Below are 19,027 nucleotides of genomic sequence, written 5' to 3' on the forward strand. Positions count from 1 at the left end.
TCAGGCGTCGAGCCCCACCAGCGCGCGGGCGAAATCCTCCGGGTCGAAGGGCGCGAGGTCGTCGATCTGCTCACCCACCCCGATCGCGTGGATCGGCAGGCCGAAGCGGTCGGCCAGTGCCACCAGCACGCCGCCCTTCGCGGTGCCGTCGAGCTTGGTCATGATCAGGCCCGAGACATCGGCGAGCTTGCGGAAGGTCTCGACCTGGCTCAGCGCGTTCTGGCCGGTGGTGGCGTCGAGCACCAGCAGCGTGTTGTGCGGCGCGTCGGGATCCTTCTTGCGGATCACGCGGACGATCTTCGCCAGTTCCTCCATCAGGTCGGCGCGGTTCTGCAGCCGCCCGGCGGTATCGATCATCAGAAGGTCCGCCCCCTCCGCCTGTGCCTTGGTCATCGCGTCGAAGGCGAGGCTTGCGGGGTCAGAGCCTTCGGGCGCGGTCAGCACCGGCACCCCGGCCCGTTGGCCCCAGACCTGCAGCTGCTCCACCGCCGCCGCGCGGAAGGTGTCGCCCGCGGCGATCACAACCGACTTGCCGGCGGCGCGGAACTGGCTGGCGAGCTTGCCGATCGTCGTCGTCTTGCCGGAGCCGTTGACGCCCACGACCAGCACCACCTGCGGCTTCGTCGGGTAAAGCGGCAGCGGCCGGGCGACAGGGGCGAGAATGCGGGCGACCTCGCTCGCAAGCTGGCGCTTCAGCTCTTCGGCCGTGATCCGGCGGCCCATCCGCCCCTCGGCGATATTGGCGGCGACGGAAAGCGAGGTCTCCACCCCCATGTCGGACTGGATCAGCAGCTCTTCGAGGCTTTCGAGCATCGCGTCGTCGAAGATCCGCCCGCCGGCGACGGCCCCGGTGAGGCGGGAGATCAGGCCCGGCGCCTTCGGCGCGGCAGCGGGCGGCGCGATGGGTGCAGGGGACAGGGACGCAGGCTGCGGGCTGGGCGGCGCCGGCGGAGCGGGCCGGTCGGCCCCGGGCGGAGGCGTCACATCCCGCGCGGGCTCCGGCGCTGGGGGCGTGGGCGGCGCCTGCGGCGCGGCCTCCGCCTCGCCGCTGACGAGGTCCTCCAGCCCCGCGTCGATCCGCGAGGAGGATTTCGTCAGCCGGTCCCGGAGTTTGGTGAAGAACGACATGCGGAGCGCCCCTTTTCTGGCCCTCCCTGTCCCTAAACCGAAGGGCCCGCAGAGGGAAGACCGCGGCAGGCCGAGAGATGCGATCCCGGCCTTGGAAACGCTCCATTCCGCGGCGATACTGCCGCCCGGACCCGCCCGTTTCAGGAGACGCCATGCCGCGCCAGATCCTCGTCTTCGCCATCGCCACGGTCACCCCGGTCCTGCTGCTGATGATCGCCGCGGGCTTTGGCGGCCTCTGGGCCTGGCTCGCGCTCGGCTACATGACCGTCTTCGTCTTCGCGATGGACGAGCTGATCTCCTACGTCGCGCCGGCGGTGGAGCCCGAGACGGAGTTCCCGGCGGCCGACGAGCTCTCCATTACGCTCGGCGCCTCGCATTTCATCCTGCTTCTGGTCGCGGTCTACGCCATCGCCGGGCACACCGACCTCGGCTGGCTGCCGCGCGTGGTGCTGTTCTTCGCCTTCGGCCTCTTCTTCGGACAGGTCAGCAATTCCAACGCGCACGAGCTGATCCACCGCTCCGAAAAGGGGCTGTTCAGCCTCGGCATGTGGATCTTCATCAGCCTGCTCTTTGGCCAGCACACCTCGGCGCACCGGCTGGTCCATCATCGTCACGTGGCCACGCTGGAGGATCCGAACTCCGCCCCGGCGGGGGAGAGCTTCTGGCAGTTCCTGCCGCGCGCCTGGGGCGGGGCCTTCGTCGCGGGCTACCAGGCGGAGCGGGAGCTGCGGGCACGGGCTGCGTCGGAAGGGGTGAACCCCTATGCGATCTACATCCTCGGCGCGCTCGGCTTTCTGCTGCTCTTCTACCTTCTGATGGGCTGGGGCGGGCTGGCGGTCTACCTGCTTCTGGCGGGCTATGCACAGCTGCAGCTGATGCTCTCGGACTACGTCCAGCATTACGGGCTGGAGCGTCAGATTGGCCCGGACGGCAGGCCCGAGCCGTTCGGCGACGGACATTCCTGGAACTCCGGGCGCTGGTATTCGTCGGCGCTGATGCTGAACGCGCCGCGCCATTCGGCGCATCACGCCCACCCCGCTTGGCATTATCCGGAACTGACGCTGCCGCAGCCGACGGAAGCCCCGCGCCTGCCCTTCAGCCTGCCGGTGATGGCGACCCTTGCGCTGATCCCGCCGCTCTGGTTCCGCGTCATCACGCCGCGGCTGGGGCGCTGGCTGGAAGCTGCGGGCTGAGGCCGCCGCCCATCCCGTCCGCGCCGCCCTTCCCCGCAGGCTGGCCGCGCGAGCGGTTCCGTGGCAGGATGGGCCATCGCGCCTGCCTCCGAGGTTTCCGATGCCGCGCCTCCTGCACCTGCTGACGCTGCTGGCCCTGACGCTTCCCGCCCTGCCGGCCCCTGCCGCGGACAAGCCGATGTCCGCCGCGGAATTCGACAGCTATTCGTTAGGAAAAACTCTCTACTATGCCATCGGCGGCAAGCCCTACGGGGCAGAGACCTACCTGCCGGACCACAAGGTGGTCTGGGCCTTCCTCGGCCAGCCCTGCAAGCGGGGCAGCTGGTACGAGGCCGGCGGGCTTCTCTGCTTCGTCTATCCCGGCGACGACCGCGGGCCGCAATGCTGGAGCTTCTTCCGTGCCGGCGCCGGGTTGAAGGCACATTTCGCAGGCGATCCCGACGGGACCGACCTGATCGAGGTGCGCCAGAGCGACAAGCCGCTGATCTGCCCCGGCCCCAAGGCCGGGGTCTGAGGTCCAACGCCGGGTCAGCCGCCTTGCCAGCCGGGGCGGGCCTGCCTAAAGCTCGGGCCATGGCAGGAGGCGGGCGGCAATGCGGATCTACCGGGGCATTCTGAGGCTGGCGGCCCCCCTTGTGCTGCTCTGGCTGCTCTGGCGTTGGCTGCGGGGCCGGGACGGCGCCGGCGCGCTGGCCCAAAGGCTCGGCCGCGGCCCAGCGGAGCCGGAGGCGGTGCGGCTCTGGCTCCACGGCGCCTCGAATGGCGAGCTCGCCTCCGCCCGCTGGCTGGTCGCCGGACTGGTGGCCCGCAGCGACGAGATCGCCGTCGTCGTCACCACCAATACCGAGACCGGGCGCGACATGGTGCTGGGCTGGGGCCTGCCGCGGGTCGACGCGGTGCTGGCGCCGCTCGACACCGCCGGCCCCTTGCGCCGTTTCCTCAACCGCTGGCACCCGCGCGCACTGGTGATGCTGGAAAACGAGCTTTGGCCCAACCGCATCGCCACTGCGCATGAACACGGGGTGACGGTGCTTCTTTTCGGCGCGCGGATGTCGGAGAAAAGCGCCGCCGTCTGGCACCGCCTGCCGGGCCTCGCGGCCGATGTCATGGGCCGGATCGACTGGATCTCGGCCCAGGACCCGGCATCGGAGGCGCGATTCCGCGCGCTTGGCGTGCCGGCGGAGCGGATCGGCCCGGTGGTGAACCTCAAGGCCCGCCCCGCCCCGGCCCACGCCACCCCCGAGACGCTGCTCGAGGACGGGCTGCGCATGGCGTTCCACCCGACGGTGACGCTGCTGGCCGCCTCAACCCATTCCGGCGAGGACGAGGTTCTGCTCGACGCCTTCGCCCAGGCCCGCGAGGCCGGCGATGTCGAGCGGCTGATCCTGGCGCCGCGCCACCCCCGCCGGGCGCCCGAGATCGCCGAAGCGATCCGCGCCGCGGGCCTCGATTTCGCGACCCGCTCGGCTGGGGAGCCGCCGGGCCAGGCGCCCGTCTACCTTGCCGACACGATGGGCGAGATGGACCTCTGGTACCGGCTGGCCGGGATCACTTTCGTCGGCGGCTCGCTGGTGCCAGCGGGCGGGCATACCCCGTTCGAGCCGGAACGCTACGGCTCGGCCATCCTGCACGGGCCGGAAGTGGCGAATTTCGCCGAACCCTACGGCGCGCTCGACCGCGCCGGCGGGGCGATGGAAGTGCAGGACGCGCTGAGCCTCGCCCGCGCGCTGGGTGAACTCGCCGACCCGGTCCGCCGCGCCCGGATGGCGGCGATCGCCCGCGAAGTGCTGGAGGCCGCGCATGACGGCGGCGAGGCTGCGCTCTACGCCGCTCTCGCCAAGGCGCTGCACCTGCCCGAGCTTCACGCTTGACCCGGGCGCCCCCGCGGGCGAGGACGGGGCGAAGGAGCATCGCATGACCCCCTATTTCACCCGCGAGGAGCTGGCCGAGGCCGCCACGCTCGTCCACCGCCAGATGGCGCCGACCCCGCAATACGCCTGGCCCCTGCTCTCGCGGGAGACCGGCTGCAGCACCTGGGTGAAACACGAGAACCACGGCCCCACCGGCGCCTTCAAGGTGCGCGGCGGGATCACCTTCATCGACTGGCTGAAGCGCACCCGGCCGGACTGCCCGGGCGTCATCACCGCGACCCGCGGCAACCACGGCCAGAGCCAGGCCCGCGCCGCCCGCGCTGCGGGCCTGCGCGCGGTCATCTATGTCCCCAGGGGCAACTCGGCCGAGAAGAACGAGGCGATGCGCGCCTTCGGCGCTGAGCTGGTCGAATTCGGCGAGGATTTCGACACCGCCCGGGAAGAGGCGATGCGCGTCGCCGCGCAGGAGGGGCTTCAGCCCGTGCCCCCCTTCCACCGCGAACTGGTGCGCGGCGTCGCCACCTACGCCTTCGAGCTTTTCACGGCCAAGCCGGACCTCGACACCGTCTATGTCCCGATCGGCTGCGGCTCGGGCATCTGCGGCGTGATCGCCGCGCGCGACGCGCTGGGGTTGAAGACCCGGGTGGTGGGCGTCGTCTCCACCGAGGCGCTGACGGCCAAGCTCTCTGCCGAGGCCGGCCGCCCGATCGAGACCCCGAGCGCACGCACCTTCGCCGATGGCGTGGCCGTGCGCGTCCCGGTGCCGGAGGCGCTGGAGATTTACGGCAAGGGCGCCGACCGCATCCTCGCCGTGAGCGAGGACGAGATCGCCGAGGCGATCCGGCTTTATTTCCGCACCACCCATAACGCGGCCGAGGGCGCCGGCGCCGCGGCGCTGGCCGCGCTGTGCCAGGAGCGGGCGGCGATGCAGGGCCGCGAGGTGGGCGTGATCCTTTCCGGCGGCAATATCGACACCGACTGGATGGCAGGCATCCTGGCCGGCCAGACCCCACGGCTCTGAGGGCGTGATGGGCGGCTTCGGCGAACTCGGCCTGAACGACCACCTCCTTGCCCGGCTCGCCGAGGCGGGGCTGGCGGAGCCGACACCAATCCAGGCGCAGGCGATCCCGGCGGCGCTGGCCGGGCGCGACCTGCTTGGCCTCGCCCAGACCGGAACGGGGAAGACCGCGGCCTTCGGCCTCGCCCTTGTGCAGCGGCTGATGCGGATCGGAAAGCCACCCGCCCCAGGCACCGCCCGGTCTCTTGTTCTCGTGCCCACGCGGGAGCTTGCGGCGCAGGTCGGCCGCGCACTCTCGGGGTTCGCAAAGGGGAGCCACATCAAGGTGCTCTGGGTCGCCGGTGGCACCTCCATGGGCCGGCAGGAGGAGCGGCTCGCCCCCGGGATCGACATCCTCGTGGCCACGCCCGGGCGCCTTATCGACCTGCTGAAGCGGCAGGCGGTGACGCTTGACGCGGTGCGCAACCTCGTGCTCGACGAGGCCGACCACATGCTCGACCTCGGCTTCGGACCGGGGCTGGAGCGGATCGGCCGGCAGCTGCCCGCGAAGCGGCAGGTGCTGATGTTCTCCGCCACCATGCCGCCGCAGATCGAGGCGCTGGCCCAGGGCTGGCTCTCCGATCCCGTGCGCATCGCGGTCGCCCCGCCCGGCCGCCCGGCGGAGAAGCTGTCCCAGGCGGTGCATTTCACCTCCGGCCGGGCCAAGGCGGCGCTGTTGCGGACCTATCTCGACGGCCACCCCGGCGAACGCGCGCTGGTCTTCGCCCGCACCAAGGACGGGGCCGGCAAGCTCGCAGCTCTGCTGACCCATTGGGGCATCGCAGCAGAGCCGATCCACGGAGACCGGACCCAGACGGAGCGGAGCGCCGCACTGGAGGGCTTCCGCTCGGGCACGACGCTGGTGCTGGTCGCGACCGACCTCGCCGCCCGGGGGATCGACATTCCCGGCGTCGGCCATGTCTACAACTACGACCTGCCCGCGACGGCGGAGGCCTATGTTCACCGCATCGGCCGCACCGCCCGCGCCGGTGCCGAGGGCCGCGCCATCAGCCTCTGCGCCCCGGCCGAGATGGAGGCGCTCGCGGCGATCGAGACGGCGCTCGGCCAGAAGCTCGCGGTGGCAGGCGGCACGCCGCACGCCGCGGCGCCATCCACGCCCGGCCCCCGGCGCGAGGGACGCAAGCCCCGTGTCAAACCCTCTCGCCCCGGACCGCGCCGCGGCCGGTGACCGGCCCGCGCGCAGGCCGAGCAGCCGCAAGGCGAATTCCGGCAATAAAGTGCAAGCGAGGCGTGTGCATTAATGCTTCGTTAACTACCGCCTCCTAACGTCGACCCTGCACAAGGGACGCCGGGCAACCGGGGAGTAACGAGTAACCGGCGGGGTCCGGCGCGCCCGATCTTCGGGTTGGCCGGGCCCTGTCTTGTCTGCCTTGCGGCCGGGCCGGGCCTTCGGCTATCTGCGGGAGATGGCCAAGCTCTATTTCCAGTATTCGACGATGAACGCGGGCAAGTCGACGCTGCTTCTCCAGGCGGCGCATAACTACCGCGAGCGCGGCATGGTGCCCTACCTCGTCACCGCACGCTTCGACACCCGCGCCGGCGAAGGGCGCATCGCCTCGCGCATCGGCATCGGGGAGCCGGCCGACACCTTCGGCCCCGAAGAGGACCTCTACGCCAAGATCGAGGCGCGGCTGGCCGAGGGTCCGGTGGCTTGCATCTTCTTCGACGAGGCGCAGTTCCTCTCCCGCACCCAGGTCTGGCAACTCGCCCGCGCGGTCGACGATCTCGGGGTGCCGATCATGTGCTACGGGCTGCGGGTGGATTTCCGGGGCGAGCTTTTCCCCGGCTCGGCCGCTCTGCTCGCGCTGGCCGACGAGATGCGCGAAGTCCGCACCATCTGTCACTGCGGCAAGAAAGCGACGATGGTGGTCCGCAAGGGTCCTGACGGCGCCGTGCTGCGCGACGGTGCGCAGGTGCAGGTCGGCGGGAACGAGACTTATGTCTCGCTCTGCCGCCGCCACTGGCGCGAGGCCGTGGGCGACGGGGCCGCGCCCTGATGCCCGCCCGCCGGGGAAGGCGCGGATGAGCAACGCCCTCGTCCCTGAACTCGCGGTCTCCGACTGGCAGACATCCCGCCGGTTCTATTGCCAAACCATCGGCTTCAGCTGCCTCTACGAGCGGCCGGAAGAGGGGTTCAGCTACCTCGCGCTTGACGCGGCAGAACTGATGATCGATCAGATCGACCTCGGGCGGACCTTCGATGACGGTCACGCGCCGGAGGGGCGGCCCTTCGGGCGCGGCCTCAACCTGCAGATCAGGGTGCCCGCCATCCGCCCGCTTCTTGCCGCGCTGGAGGCCGCAGGGTGGCCGCTGCTCCTGCCCCCTGAGGATCGCTGGTACCGGCGCGACGATGGTGCGCTTGGCAACCGGCAGTTCGTTGTCGCCGATCCCGACGGCTACCTTCTGCGCTTTTACGAGGACCTCGGTTGGCGCAAGATCTGATGGCCCGGCCCCGCCCTTCGGACCCGCCGCAGCGCGCTTGGGAGAGATGATGACCATGCAGCCGCAGATCCCCCTGACCCGCGACCTCGTGCTGATCGGCGGCGGTCATGCCCATGCGCTGGTATTGCTGCGCTGGGGGATGAAGCCCCTGCCCGGCACCCGGCTGACCGTCATCGATCCGAACCCGACTGCGCCCTATACCGGCATGCTCCCGGGCCTGATCGCCGGACACTACGCCCCGGAGGAGCTGCAGATCGATCTCGTCCGGCTCGCCCGACATGCCGGCGCCCGGCTGATCCTTGGCCGCGCGACGGGGATCGACCGTGCCGCGCGGCGCATCGCGGTGCCCGGCCGGCCGGACGTACGCTACGACCTGGCCTCGATCGACATCGGTATCACCTCCGACCTGCCCAGCCTTCCCGGCGCAGCGGAGCATGCGGTGGCGGCCAAGCCGCTCGGCGCCTATGCCGTGCGGTGGGACGCGTTCGTTGCCGCCCCGCCCGATCCCGCGCCGGTGGTGATCCTCGGCGCCGGGCTGGCGGGGGCGGAACTGGCGCTGGCCACGGCGCACCGGCTGCGCCGCGCGGGAATCGAACGGCCCGAGGTAAGCCTTGTCGAGCAGGCCGCCACGCCGCTGGCCGGGGTTGGCGCCGCGACCCGCCGGGCGCTTCTGCGCCACATGGCGCGGCAGGGGGTGGAGCTGATCACAGGCACCACGGCGGCCGAGGTCACGGAAGGCGCGGTGCGGCTGTCCGATGGCCGGGTGCTGCCCTCGGCCTTCACTCTCACCGCCACCGGCGCACGGCCGCATCCCTGGCTGGCGCAGACCGGGCTGGAGCTGACCGACGGCTTCATCACCGTCGGCCCCACCCTGCGCTCGACGACCGACCCGGCGATCTTCGCAGCCGGCGACTGCGCCCACCTGGCCCATGCGCCACGGCCCAAGGCCGGGGTCTTCGCGGTGCGCGAGGCGCCGGTTCTCTTCCGCAACCTCAGGGCCGCCCTGACCGGCGCGCGCCCGCGCCGATACCACCCGCAGCGGGACTACCTGAAGCTCGTCTCCACCGGCGGACGGGGAGCGGTAGCCGACAAATGGGGCCGTGCGCTGGACGGGTGGCTGCTGTGGCGCTGGAAGGACCGGATCGACCGGCGCTTCATGCGGATGTTCCGGCACCTGCCACAGATGCCGCCGCCCCACCTGCCGCACCCCCTGACGCTTGGCGTGGCAGAGGAGCTTTCGGGTTCAAAACCGCTCTGCGGTGGCTGCGGCGCGAAGATCGGGCCGGGGGCCCTGGCGGCGGCGCTCAGCGGGCTGCCCGGGCCGCAGCGGGCCGACGTCCTCTCCGGCCCCGGCGACGATGCGGCGGTGATCGAGCTTGGATCGACCCGCGAGGTGATCACGACCGACCACCTCCGCGCCTTCTGCGAGGATCCGTACCTGATGGCCCGGATCGCGGCGACCCATGCCCTGGGCGACATCTGGGCGATGGGCGCGGCCCCGCGCGCGGCGCTGGTGCAGGTGACGGTCCCGCGCGCCTCCGAAAGGCTGCAGGCCGACATGATGGCAGAGCTGATGGCCGCGGCCTCCGCGGTCTTCCGCGCCGCAGGGGCCGATATCGTTGGCGGTCATTCCTCGATCGGGGCGGAGCTGACGATCGGCTTCACGGTGACCGGTCTCGCCGAGAGACCCATCTCCAAGGCCGGCGCACAGCCCGGCGACGCGCTGATCCTGACCAAGCCCCTCGGCACCGGCACCGTGCTGGCCGCCGAGATGGCCCGTGCCGCGCCCGGCGACGCGGTGGCGGCCGCCTGGGCTTCGATGATCCGCCCCCTCGGCCCGGCGGCCGCGATCCTCGCCCCCGAGGCCCATGCGATGACCGACGTCACCGGCTTCGGCCTCGCTGGGCATCTGCTGGAGATCCTCGAGGCCTCTGGCGCCGCAGTCGAAATCGACCTCGACGCAGTGCCGTGCCTGCCGGGTGCCGAGGCGCTCGCGGCGGCGGGTGAGGCGTCCACGCTCGCGCCGGCCAACCTCGCCGCCGTGGCGCCGCAGCTTTCGGTGCCCGAGGGGCCGAAGGCGGCGCTGCTGGTCGATCCGCAGACCGGCGGCGGGCTGCTGGCCGCGGTGCCGGGTGCGGCGGCGGAGGGGCTGCTGACGCAGCTGCGCGCGGCCGGCGAGGAGGCCGCGATCATCGGACGGGTGGTGGCGGGGACGCCGCATATCGCAGCCGCCTGAACCCGTGGCAGGGGCCGGATGCGAGTATTTGGGCCAAGGAGAAGCACAGGGTTTTCTTCTTGGCTGAAATACTCCCTTTGGTGCGGCTCAGAACCCCGCGATACGCTCGGCCAGCCTGTCCGCGAGAGGGGCCAGGGTTTCCGGCGTGAGGTCGGGCGTCGAGAACACCTCCGAACCTTCGGTGGCCGTGCGGGCGCGCTGCTTGGCGTAGCGCGGGTCGTAGTGATGCTCCATCAGCCCGGCGGCCAGCGGCTCGAAGCGGCCCGTGGCCGCAAGCCCCTGCCAATGCTCGATCCGTTCGGCGGGATGGTGCGGGCGTAGCAGATCGATCACCCGGGCGATCTCGTCCGGGTCGGCGGTAAGATCGGCATAGGCGCGTGCGAGGTAGCGGGCGCGGGCGGCAAGCGGGGCGGCGACGGAAAGGCGCGGGGCCGCGCGCATCGCCTTCCAGAGCGGCGGCGGGAGCGAGACATCGCCAACCTTGCTCGATTCTGCTTCCACCACCACGGGGCGGGCGGGATCGAGCCGCAGGAGAGCGGCGGCAAGGCGGCTTTCGAAAGCCTTCTGCGCCGGCTGCCCGCCGGCGCGATGGCCGAAGAGAGAGCCACGGTGATTGGCGAGCCCCTCGAGGTCGATCACCTGCACCCCGCGCGCGGCGAGAAGGTGCAGAAGCTCCGTCTTGGCGCTGCCGGTATTGCCGTCGAGCAGGACCACGCGCGAGGGCACCGGCGCCTCGTGGACCGCCTGCACCACAAGCGAACGATAGGCCTTGTAGCCGCCCTTGATCGTGTCCACCCGCCAGCCGATCTGCGCCAGGATCGAGGCGAAGGAGCCCGATCGCTGCCCGCCGCGCCAGCAGTAGACCAGAGGCTTCCAGCCCCCGGGCTTCTCTGCCAGCGGCCCTTCCAGATGGCGCGCGGCATTGCGGGCGACCAGCGCGGCGCCGATCTTGCGGGCGCGGAACGGGCTGTCCTGCGTGTAGATCGTGCCGACGCGGGCGCGTTCCTCGTTGTCGAGCGCGGGCAGGCTGATCGCGCCGGGGATATGATCCTCCTCCCATTCGGCGGGGGAGCGGACGTCGATGATCTCGTCGAAGTCGAGCGTGGCGAGGTCCGAAAGGGCGGTGAGCGTGACGGGCATGGCAGAGGCATAGCCGATGGCGCGCGGCGCCGGAAGCCTCAGGCGGCAGCCGGTTCGCCGAAGATCACCGCCACCCCGCCAAGCACGGCCAGTGCCGCGAAGGCAAACGCCAGGCCCGCCCGCCTGCGCCGCGCAGCACGCAGGCTCGCGACAGCCGCCTGAAGCGTGTAATAGGCCGCGAAGGCGCGGGAGGCATAGGCGATGATGTGGAAGACGTCGGCCACCCAGGTCAGGCAGAGCCCGAACCCCGCCAGAAGGCCGTAGCCCACCCGCTCGGTCAGCCTGCGATGGGTCAGCTCCGCGATCAGCCCTCCGCCGCCGCCGGTATCGGCAACCGCCGCCGAGAACTGCGCCGCCAGCGCCCCGGCGACCAGGATCACCGGCAGGATCGGTGTCACATGCGCCATCATCCCGAGGATCGCCGTCTCCGACAGCTTCACCTCGCCCTTCGGGAAGGAATAGGCGAGGAGTGCGATATAGCTCAGGTAGACCAGCGCCGAGACGATCTGCGCCCATCGCATGGAACGTTCCCGCACCGGCTCCGGATACTCCGCGCCGAGGTAGCGCGAGGTCTCGAACCCCTGCACGATGACGATCAGCCCGAAACCGACGCTGAGCGCATGCCAGCCCGAAAGCGTGGGCGCGAGGCTTTGCAGCGCGCCGGCCGTCACCTTGCCCGCGAAGAAGAGCACGAGGCCCGCGAGCAGGCCGCCGATGATCGAGAGATTGACGGTGACGGAGCCGTATTCGATCCGCTCCAGCAACTTGAACCCCCTCGTCCAGCCGACGCTGAGGATCACCGCGTAGACCGCCGAGGTCACCAGATGGGCGGCGAGCGTCCCGTGCCACGGCGTCAGCCGCGTGGCGAAGGCGCCGAAGAGGTTGAGGTAGTAGCAGACGGAGATCACATAGGCGAAGGCCAGCGCCCAGTCCGACAGCCGCGCCAGCGCCAGCTCCGCTGGCGGGCGGGCCGTGTCGGTCTCCACCCCCGTCGCCATGGAATAGCGGATCGCCGCGCCGAAGGCCCAGGCCGCTGCGCAGAGAAGTGCCATGGCGACCGGCGCAAAGCGGCCGTAGCTGGCATCCAGAAGGGGGCCAAGGACGAGGAAGCCCGAGCCGATGATGGAGGCGAGCGGCGTGATCGTCGCGCGCCAGAGGCTCGATCCGCGCAGCCGCGGCCAGAGCAGGATCCCGGCAAGCGCCAGGGCGGTGACAAGGACGGCGGCGGAGGTCAGCATCGATCCGCCCCCGCCCGGCTCAGAGTGCCCCGTGAGCCTGGAACAGCGCCCGCAGATCCGCCTCGGGCCGCGCGCCGACGTGGCTGATGATCTCCGAGGCCGCGATGCAGCCCATCCGGGTACAGGCCTCCAGGTCGTGCCCCTCGGTCAAGCTCCAGAGGAAGGCCCCGGCGAAAAGATCGCCCGCGCCGGTCGCATCGACGATCTTCGTCGGGATAGCGGGCACATGGCGGTGCTGTCCGTCCCACAGGACATGGGCGCCCTTCTCGCTCTCCGTCGCCGCGACGATGTCGACCTCGGCGGAGGCCGCCGCCATGGCGGTGGCGAAGTCGTCGGTCTGGTACATCGACATCAGCTCCGCCCGGTTGGCGAAGAGGAGGTCCACGTCCTCGCGGATCATGCGGCGGAAGGCGTCGCGGTGGCGCTCGACACAGAACGGGTCAGAAAGCGTCAGCGACACGCGGCCGCCGGCGGATTTGCAGGCTGCGATGGCCTTGGCGAAGGCCTCGTGGCTTTCCGGCCCATCGAAGCGGTAGCCCTCGAGGTAGATCCATTCCGCCTCGGCCATCTGGCGCTCGTCGATGTCGGATGGGGCGAGGAACTCGGTGACCCCGAGGTAGGTGTTCATCGAACGCTCGCCGTCGGGCGTAACGAGGATGATGCAGCGCCCGGTCTCCTGCTCCGCCGTCTTCGCGGCGAAGGGGGTCTCGTACACCGCGCCCTGCGCGCGCAGGTCATGGGTAAAGATCGCGCCGAGCTGGTCGTCCTTCACCTTGCCGACATAGGCGGTGCGCCCGCCAAGCCTGGCCACGCCCGCGATCGTGTTGGCCGCCGAACCGCCGGAGACCTCCTCCGCCGGGCCGATATTGCCGTAAAGCTCGATCGCGCGGGGCATGTCGATCAGCTGCATGATCCCCTTCTCGATCCCGAGCCGGGCCAGCGCCTCCTCCTCGGCATGGGCGATCACGTCGACCATGGCATTGCCGATGCCGACGACCTGGAATTTCTTCATTCTGTCTTGTCCTCGTATGGGCAAAGATCGCTGATCAGGCAGTCGCGGCAGCGGGGCTTGCGGGCGGTGCAGATGTAGCGGCCGTGCAGGATCAGCCAGTGATGCGCGTGCTGCTGGAACTCGGCGGGGATGTTGTCCTCGATCGCCCGCTCGACGGTTTCCACGTCCTTGCCGGGCGCGATGCCGGTGCGGTTGCCGACGCGGAAGATATGGGTATCGACTGCCTGGGCAGGCACATGCCACCACATGTTCAACACCACATTCGCGGTCTTGCGCCCCACCCCCGGCAGCGCCTGAAGCGCGGCCCGGGAGGATGGCACCTCGCCGCCGTACTGGTCGACAAGGATCTGGCTCAGCCGGATGACGTTCTTGGCCTTGTTGCGGTAAAGGCCGATGGTCTTGATGTGCTCGATCAGGCCGTCCTCGCCGAGGGCCAGCATCTTCTGCGGCGTGTCGGCGATCTGGAATAGCCTGGCGGTGGCCTTGTTCACCCCGGCGTCGGTCGCCTGCGCCGACAGCGCCACCGCGACGAGCAGCGTATAGGCGTTGACATGCGCCAGTTCCCCCTTCGGTTCAGGCTCTGCGGCCTGGAACCGGCGGAAGACCTCTCGCAGGGTCAGAAAGTCGAGTTGCCGTGCCATCCGGCGCGGTATGCAACGCGGCGCGCGTCCGGGCAAGCGGCGAGCGGGCCGGGATGCGGCAAATGCGGTCGATTTCGCCACCAAGGGCCACCGATTGTCGGCCGGAATGACAAAGGCCCCGGAAAACCGGGGCCCTTGCGGATCTTCTGGCCTGCGTTCAGCGTGGCGATCAGATCGCCATGGTGCCGCGCAGCATCTCGATGTCATGCACCAGCTTCTCGCAGGCGTCGCGGTCTTCCGGCAGGGCGGCGGCGAGCAAGCTGCGCGCCTCGTCCAGCATCGAATCCACCACGGTGCCCGTCGCCTCCTCGATCGGGATCGCCCGCTCGGCCAGGACCGAGACAGACGCGCCGTTCACCTCGGCGAAGCCGCCCGAGACCACGAAGGACTTGTAGCCATCCGCCCCCGTCGCCCGCAGCACGCCCGGCTTCAGCGAGGAGATCACCGGGGCATGCCCGGGCATCGCCGCGAAGTCGCCCTCGGCGCCCGGGATATCCACTTCGCTGACCTCGAACGAGGCCAGCTTGCGCTCCGGCGTCACCAGATCGAATTGCATCATCTCAGCCATTCAAGCCTCCTCAGGCCGCAGCCGCCAGACGCTCCGCCTTGGCAACCGCTTCCTCGATGTCGCCGACCATGTAGAAGGCGGCTTCCGGCAGGTGGTCGTATTCACCGGCCACAACCGCCTTGAAGGACGCGATGGTCTTCTCCAGCGGCACCTGCACGCCCGGCGAACCGGTGAACACCTGCGCCACGTCGAACGGCTGCGACAGGAAACGCTGGATCTTCCGGGCGCGGGCCACGGTCAGCTTGTCCTCTTCGCTCAGCTCGTCCATCCCGAGGATGGCGATGATGTCCTGCAGCGACTTGTAGCGCTGCAGGATCCCCTGCACCGAACGCGCCACGCTGTAGTGCTCTTCACCAAGGATCTGCGGGTCCATCAGGCGCGAGGTCGAGTCGAGCGGGTCCACGGCCGGGTAGATCCCCAGCTCGGAGATCGCGCGGCTCAGCGTAGTCGTCGCGTCGAGGTGGGCAAACGAAGTCGCCGGCGCCGGGTCGGTAAGGTCGTCGGCCGGCACGTAGATCGCCTGCACCGAGGTAATCGAACCCGCCTTGGTCGAGGTGATGCGCTCCTGCAGGGCGCCCATGTCGGTGGCGAGAGTCGGCTGGTAACCCACGGCCGACGGGATCCGGCCCAGCAGCGCCGACACTTCCGAACCCGCCTGGGTGAAGCGGAAGATGTTGTCGACGAAGAACAGCACGTCGGTGCCCGAGCTGTCGCGGAACTGCTCGGCCAGCGTCAGGCCGGTCAGCGCGACGCGGGCACGCGCGCCCGGCGGCTCGTTCATCTGGCCGTAGACCAGCGCCACCTTCGATTCCGACAGGTTCTCGGTCTTGATGACGCCGGATTCGATCATCTCGTGGTAGAGGTCGTTGCCCTCACGGGTCCGCTCGCCCACGCCGGCGAACACGGAGTAGCCCGAGTGCACCTTCGCGATGTTGTTGATCAGCTCCATGATGAGCACGGTCTTGCCCACGCCGGCGCCGCCGAACAGGCCGATCTTGCCGCCCTTGGAGTAGGGCGCCAGCAGGTCGATCACCTTGATGCCGGTCACGAGAATCTCGGAGGAGGTCGACTGCTCGTCGAACTCCGGGGCCGAGGCGTGGATCGGACGGGTTTCCTTGGCGTCGACCGGGCCCTTTTCGTCCACCGGCTCGCCGATGACGTTGAGGATGCGGCCCAGCGTGGCGTCGCCGACGGGCACCGAGATCGGGGCGCCCATGTCCTTCACCACCGTGCCGCGCACGAGGCCTTCGGTCGCGTCCATGGCGATGGTCCGCACGGTGTTCTCGCCGAGGTGCTGGGCAACTTCCAGAACCAGGCGCTTGCCGTTGTTCTCGGTTTCCAGCGCGTTCAGGATCGCCGGCAGGTCGCCGTCGAACTGCACGTCCACGACGGCGCCGATGACCTGGGTGATCTTGCCCTGAGCTTTCGCGTCTGCCATCTCGTCTCTCCGGTTCGTCAGAGCGCCTCGGCGCCCGAAATGATTTCAATCAGCTCTTTGGTGATCGCGGCCTGGCGCGAGCGGTTGTACTGGATCGTCAGCTTGTCGATCATGTCGCCCGCGTTGCGCGTGGCGTTGTCCATCGCGCTCATCCGCGCGCCCTGTTCAGAAGCGCCGTTCTCGAGCAGCGCCGTGAAGATCTGCGTCGCCACGCCCCGCGGCAGCAGGTCGGCCAGGATCGCCTCTTCCGAGGGCTCGTAGTCGTAGACGGTAGAAGCCGTCTCGGTCTCCGATCCCGCCGCGGCGTCGAGCTTGGCCGGAATGATCTGCTGCGCCGTCGGGATCTGCGAGATCACCGACTGGAAGCGGTTGAAGAAGATCGTCGCGACGTCGAACTCTTCCGCGTCGAACCGCGCCAGGATGTCCTTGGCGATGGCCTGCGCGTTCACGTAGCCGATCCGTTTAACATCGGAGAGATCGACATGGCCGATCACATAGCTGCCGTAGTCGCGGCGAAGCTGCTCGCGCCCCTTCTTGCCGACGGTGATGATCTTCACCGTCTTGCCGGCGGCCTGAAGCTCGGCCACCCGCGCACGGGCGAGCCGCACGATGGAGGAGTTGAAGCCGCCGCAGAGTCCGCGCTCCGAGGTCATCACCACCAGCAGGTGGGTCTTGTCGGAACCCGTGCCGGCCAGAAGCCGCGGTGCGCCTTCGCCCGTGCCGACCGAAGCGGCAAGGCTCGACATCACCGCCTGCATCCGCTCGGCATAGGGCCGGCCGGCCTCCGCGGCCTCCTGCGCACGGCGCAGCTTGGCTGCGGCCACCATCTGCATGGCCTTGGTGATCTTCCGCGTCGATTTGACGCTTTCGATCCGATTTTTTAAATCCTTGAGGCTAGGCATCTACCCGTCTCCCGCACCCGTCGCTTAGGCGAAGTCCTTCGCATATTCGTCGAGCGCGGAGCGGATCGACGTCTCGAGGTCGCCCGCAACTTTGCGGTCGTTGGTGGTGATATCGTCCAGCAGCGCCTTGTGGGTGCCGCGCAGGTGCTTCAGCAGACCCGCTTCCCAGCGCCCGACGTCGCGCACGGCGACCTTGTCGAGATAGCCGTTGGTGCCGGCGAAGATGATGCAGACGATCTCGGCGTTGGTGAGCGGCGAGTACTGCGGCTGCTTCATCAGCTCGGTCAGGCGCGCGCCCCGGTTCAGAAGCGACTGGGTCGCCGCATCGAGGTCCGAGCCGAACTGGGCGAAGGCCGCCATTTCGCGGTACTGCGCAAGTTCCAGCTTCACCTTACCTGCCACCGACTTCATCGCCGAGGTCTGGGCCGAGGAGCCCACGCGGCTCACCGACAGGCCGGTGTTCACCGCCGGGCGAACGCCCTGGTAGAACAGCTCGGTCTCAAGGAAGATCTGCCCGTCGGTGATCGAGATCACGTTGGTCGGGATGTAGGCCGACACGTCACCCGCCTGGGTTTCGATGACCGGTAGCGCGGTGAGCGAGCCGGCACCGAAATCCTCGTTCAGCTTCGCGGACCGCTCCAGCAGACGCGAATGGAGGTAGAACACGTCGCCCGGATAGGCTTCACGCCCCGGCGGACGGCGCAGCAGCAGCGACATCTGGCGATAGGCGACGGCCTGCTTGGAAAGGTCGTCGTAGATCATCAGCGCGTGGCGGCCGTTGTCGCGGAAGAACTCGCCCATCGCGGTCGCGGTATAGGGGGCGAGGTACTGCATCGGCGCCGGGTCGGACGCGGTCGCGGCGACGACGATCGAGTAGTCGATGGCGCCGGTCTCTTCCAGCTTCTTGACGAGCTGGGCGACGGTCGAGCGCTTCTGGCCGATCGCGACATAGACGCAGTAGAGCTTCTTGCTCTCGTCGTCGCCGGCGGCCTCGTTGTAGCTCTTCTGGTTCAGGATCGTGTCGAGCGCGATCGCGGTCTTGCCGGTCTGGCGGTCGCCGATGATCAGCTCGCGCTGGCCGCGGCCGATCGGGATCATCGCGTCGACCGACTTCAGGCCGGTGGCCATCGGCTGGTGAACCGACTTCCGCGGAATGATGCCCGGGGCCTTCACGTCGGCGACGCGGCGCTCCTTGGCCTTGATCGGGCCCTTGCCGTCGATCGGGTTGCCAAGGCCGTCGACCACGCGGCCGAGCAGCGCGTCACCCACCGGCACGTCCACGATGGACTTGGTGCGCTTGACGGTGTCGCCTTCCTTGATCGTCCGGTCCTCGCCGAAGATCACGATACCGACGTTGTCCTGCTCGAGGTTGAGCGCCATCCCGCGGATCCCGCCGGGGAACTCGACCATCTCGCCGGCCTGGACATTGTCGAGGCCGTAGACGCGGGCGATCCCGTCGCCGACCGACAGAACGCGGCCGACTTCGGCAACTTCCGCTTCCTGGCCGAAGTTCTTGATCTGCTCCTTGAGGATCGCGGAGATCTCGGCAGCTTGGATACCCATGTTATCCGACCTCTTTCATTGAATTCTTAAGGGCGTCGAGCTTCGAACGGATCGAGTTGTCGATCATCTTCGAGCCGACCTTGACCACGAGCCCACCGATGAGCGCGGGCTCCACGGCGGTCTTCAGTTTCACATCCTTGCCAACGCTCGCCTTGATCGTGGCGGCGAGCTTCTCGGCCTGCGCCTTGGTCAGCGCCTTGGCGCTCTTGACCTCGGCGGTCATCTCGCCCTTCTCCTCGGCGATCATCGCCTCGAGCTGGGACACCATCTGCGGCAGCACGAAGAGCCGGCGCTTGGAGGCCATCAGCGAGAGCGTATGAGCGAGGAGCTGCGTCAGCCCCATCTGGTCGGCCAGCGCGGCGATCGCGGCGCCCTGTTCGCTGCGCGAGAACAGCGGCGAGGCGATCATCGTGCGCAGGTCGGCGCTGGCGTCGAGCGCCCCTTCGAGCGCCTCGACATCCTTTTCAAGCGACGGCAATGCCCCGTCCTCGCGGGCAAGTTCGAAGACCGCTGTCGCGTAACGTTCGGCAATGCCGGCAGAGATCGAAGCTGGTTCGGACACGTCCACCCTTCCGCT

Annotated in this window: 18 protein-coding genes; 8 read left to right on the forward strand and 10 right to left on the reverse strand. The window is 69.5% G+C overall.

The window, feature by feature from the left end; all coding sequences use genetic code 11:
- Window positions 1–1,128, reverse strand: a complete 1,128-nt coding sequence (gene ftsY, locus EIP85_RS15425) for a signal recognition particle-docking protein FtsY (RefSeq protein ID WP_127903109.1) — start codon at window positions 1,126–1,128, stop codon at window positions 1–3.
- Window positions 1,129–1,280: 152 nt separating this feature from the next.
- On the opposite strand from ftsY, the gene EIP85_RS15430 reads away from it, so the two are divergent.
- The 8 genes from EIP85_RS15430 (at window position 1,281) to selD (ending at window position 9,948) form a co-directional block, all read left to right on the forward strand.
- The gene (locus EIP85_RS15430) at window positions 1,281–2,321 is read left to right on the forward strand and encodes an alkane 1-monooxygenase (protein WP_127903110.1); all 1,041 of its coding nucleotides are present in this window, start codon (window positions 1,281–1,283) and stop codon (window positions 2,319–2,321) included.
- 100 nt (window positions 2,322–2,421) lie between these two features.
- Window positions 2,422–2,835, forward strand: coding sequence for a hypothetical protein (locus EIP85_RS15435; RefSeq protein ID WP_127903111.1), 414 nt, complete (start codon window positions 2,422–2,424; stop codon window positions 2,833–2,835).
- Between the two features lie 79 nt (window positions 2,836–2,914).
- Entirely contained in the window at window positions 2,915–4,192 is a 1,278-nt protein-coding gene (locus EIP85_RS15440; protein WP_127903112.1) for a 3-deoxy-D-manno-octulosonic acid transferase, read from the forward strand.
- On the forward strand, window positions 4,122–5,213 hold the full coding sequence (locus tag EIP85_RS15445; protein ID WP_241560060.1) for a threonine dehydratase: 1,092 nt from the start codon (window positions 4,122–4,124) through the stop codon (window positions 5,211–5,213). The genes EIP85_RS15440 and EIP85_RS15445 overlap by 71 nt, the downstream gene beginning before the upstream one ends.
- Window positions 5,214–5,220: 7 nt before the next feature.
- The gene (locus tag EIP85_RS15450; RefSeq protein WP_127903113.1) at window positions 5,221–6,438 is read left to right on the forward strand and encodes a DEAD/DEAH box helicase; all 1,218 of its coding nucleotides are present in this window, start codon (window positions 5,221–5,223) and stop codon (window positions 6,436–6,438) included.
- A 238-nt stretch (window positions 6,439–6,676) separates the two neighbouring features.
- Window positions 6,677–7,267: a thymidine kinase gene (locus EIP85_RS15455; RefSeq protein WP_127903152.1), complete on the forward strand. Its 591-nt coding sequence runs from the start codon at window positions 6,677–6,679 to the stop codon at window positions 7,265–7,267.
- Between the two features lie 25 nt (window positions 7,268–7,292).
- The gene (locus EIP85_RS15460) at window positions 7,293–7,712 is read left to right on the forward strand and encodes a bleomycin resistance protein (RefSeq protein WP_127903114.1); all 420 of its coding nucleotides are present in this window, start codon (window positions 7,293–7,295) and stop codon (window positions 7,710–7,712) included.
- Between the two features lie 55 nt (window positions 7,713–7,767).
- Window positions 7,768–9,948 carry a selenide, water dikinase SelD gene (gene selD, locus EIP85_RS15465; RefSeq protein WP_127903153.1) on the forward strand — a complete coding sequence of 727 codons (2,181 nt, stop codon included), beginning with the start codon at window positions 7,768–7,770 and terminating at the stop codon, window positions 9,946–9,948.
- 87 nt (window positions 9,949–10,035) lie between these two features.
- Here the strand turns inward: selD and mnmH are convergent, their stop codons facing one another.
- From mnmH to EIP85_RS15510, 9 genes are all read right to left on the reverse strand, one after another.
- Complete coding sequence (gene mnmH / locus EIP85_RS15470; protein WP_127903115.1) at window positions 10,036–11,088, reverse strand: tRNA 2-selenouridine(34) synthase MnmH; 1,053 nt, start codon at window positions 11,086–11,088, stop codon at window positions 10,036–10,038.
- 38 nt (window positions 11,089–11,126) lie between these two features.
- Complete coding sequence (locus tag EIP85_RS15475) at window positions 11,127–12,326, reverse strand: APC family permease (protein ID WP_206615554.1); 1,200 nt, start codon at window positions 12,324–12,326, stop codon at window positions 11,127–11,129.
- Between the two features lie 19 nt (window positions 12,327–12,345).
- On the reverse strand, window positions 12,346–13,338 hold the full coding sequence (locus EIP85_RS15480; protein ID WP_127903116.1) for an adenosine kinase: 993 nt from the start codon (window positions 13,336–13,338) through the stop codon (window positions 12,346–12,348).
- The gene (nth, locus tag EIP85_RS15485; protein ID WP_127903117.1) at window positions 13,335–13,979 is read right to left on the reverse strand and encodes an endonuclease III; all 645 of its coding nucleotides are present in this window, start codon (window positions 13,977–13,979) and stop codon (window positions 13,335–13,337) included. The genes EIP85_RS15480 and nth overlap by 4 nt, the downstream gene beginning before the upstream one ends.
- Before the next feature lie 169 nt (window positions 13,980–14,148).
- The gene (locus EIP85_RS15490; RefSeq protein WP_127903118.1) at window positions 14,149–14,547 is read right to left on the reverse strand and encodes a F0F1 ATP synthase subunit epsilon; all 399 of its coding nucleotides are present in this window, start codon (window positions 14,545–14,547) and stop codon (window positions 14,149–14,151) included.
- Between the two features lie 10 nt (window positions 14,548–14,557).
- Window positions 14,558–15,985, reverse strand: a complete 1,428-nt coding sequence (atpD, locus tag EIP85_RS15495; RefSeq protein WP_127903119.1) for a F0F1 ATP synthase subunit beta — start codon at window positions 15,983–15,985, stop codon at window positions 14,558–14,560.
- Between the two features lie 17 nt (window positions 15,986–16,002).
- Entirely contained in the window at window positions 16,003–16,887 is an 885-nt protein-coding gene (locus EIP85_RS15500) for a F0F1 ATP synthase subunit gamma (RefSeq protein ID WP_127903120.1), read from the reverse strand.
- Window positions 16,888–16,911: 24 nt separating this feature from the next.
- A complete protein-coding gene (gene atpA, locus EIP85_RS15505) occupies window positions 16,912–18,450 on the reverse strand; it encodes a F0F1 ATP synthase subunit alpha (RefSeq protein ID WP_127903121.1) in 1,539 nt (512 codons plus the stop codon).
- Between the two features lies 1 nt (window position 18,451).
- Window positions 18,452–19,012, reverse strand: a complete 561-nt coding sequence (locus EIP85_RS15510; RefSeq protein ID WP_127903122.1) for a F0F1 ATP synthase subunit delta — start codon at window positions 19,010–19,012, stop codon at window positions 18,452–18,454.
- Window positions 19,013–19,027: the final 15 nt, after the last annotated feature.

This window comes from Solirhodobacter olei (assembly GCF_004010155.1).
GTDB lineage: Bacteria > Pseudomonadota > Alphaproteobacteria > Rhodobacterales > Rhodobacteraceae > Solirhodobacter > Solirhodobacter olei.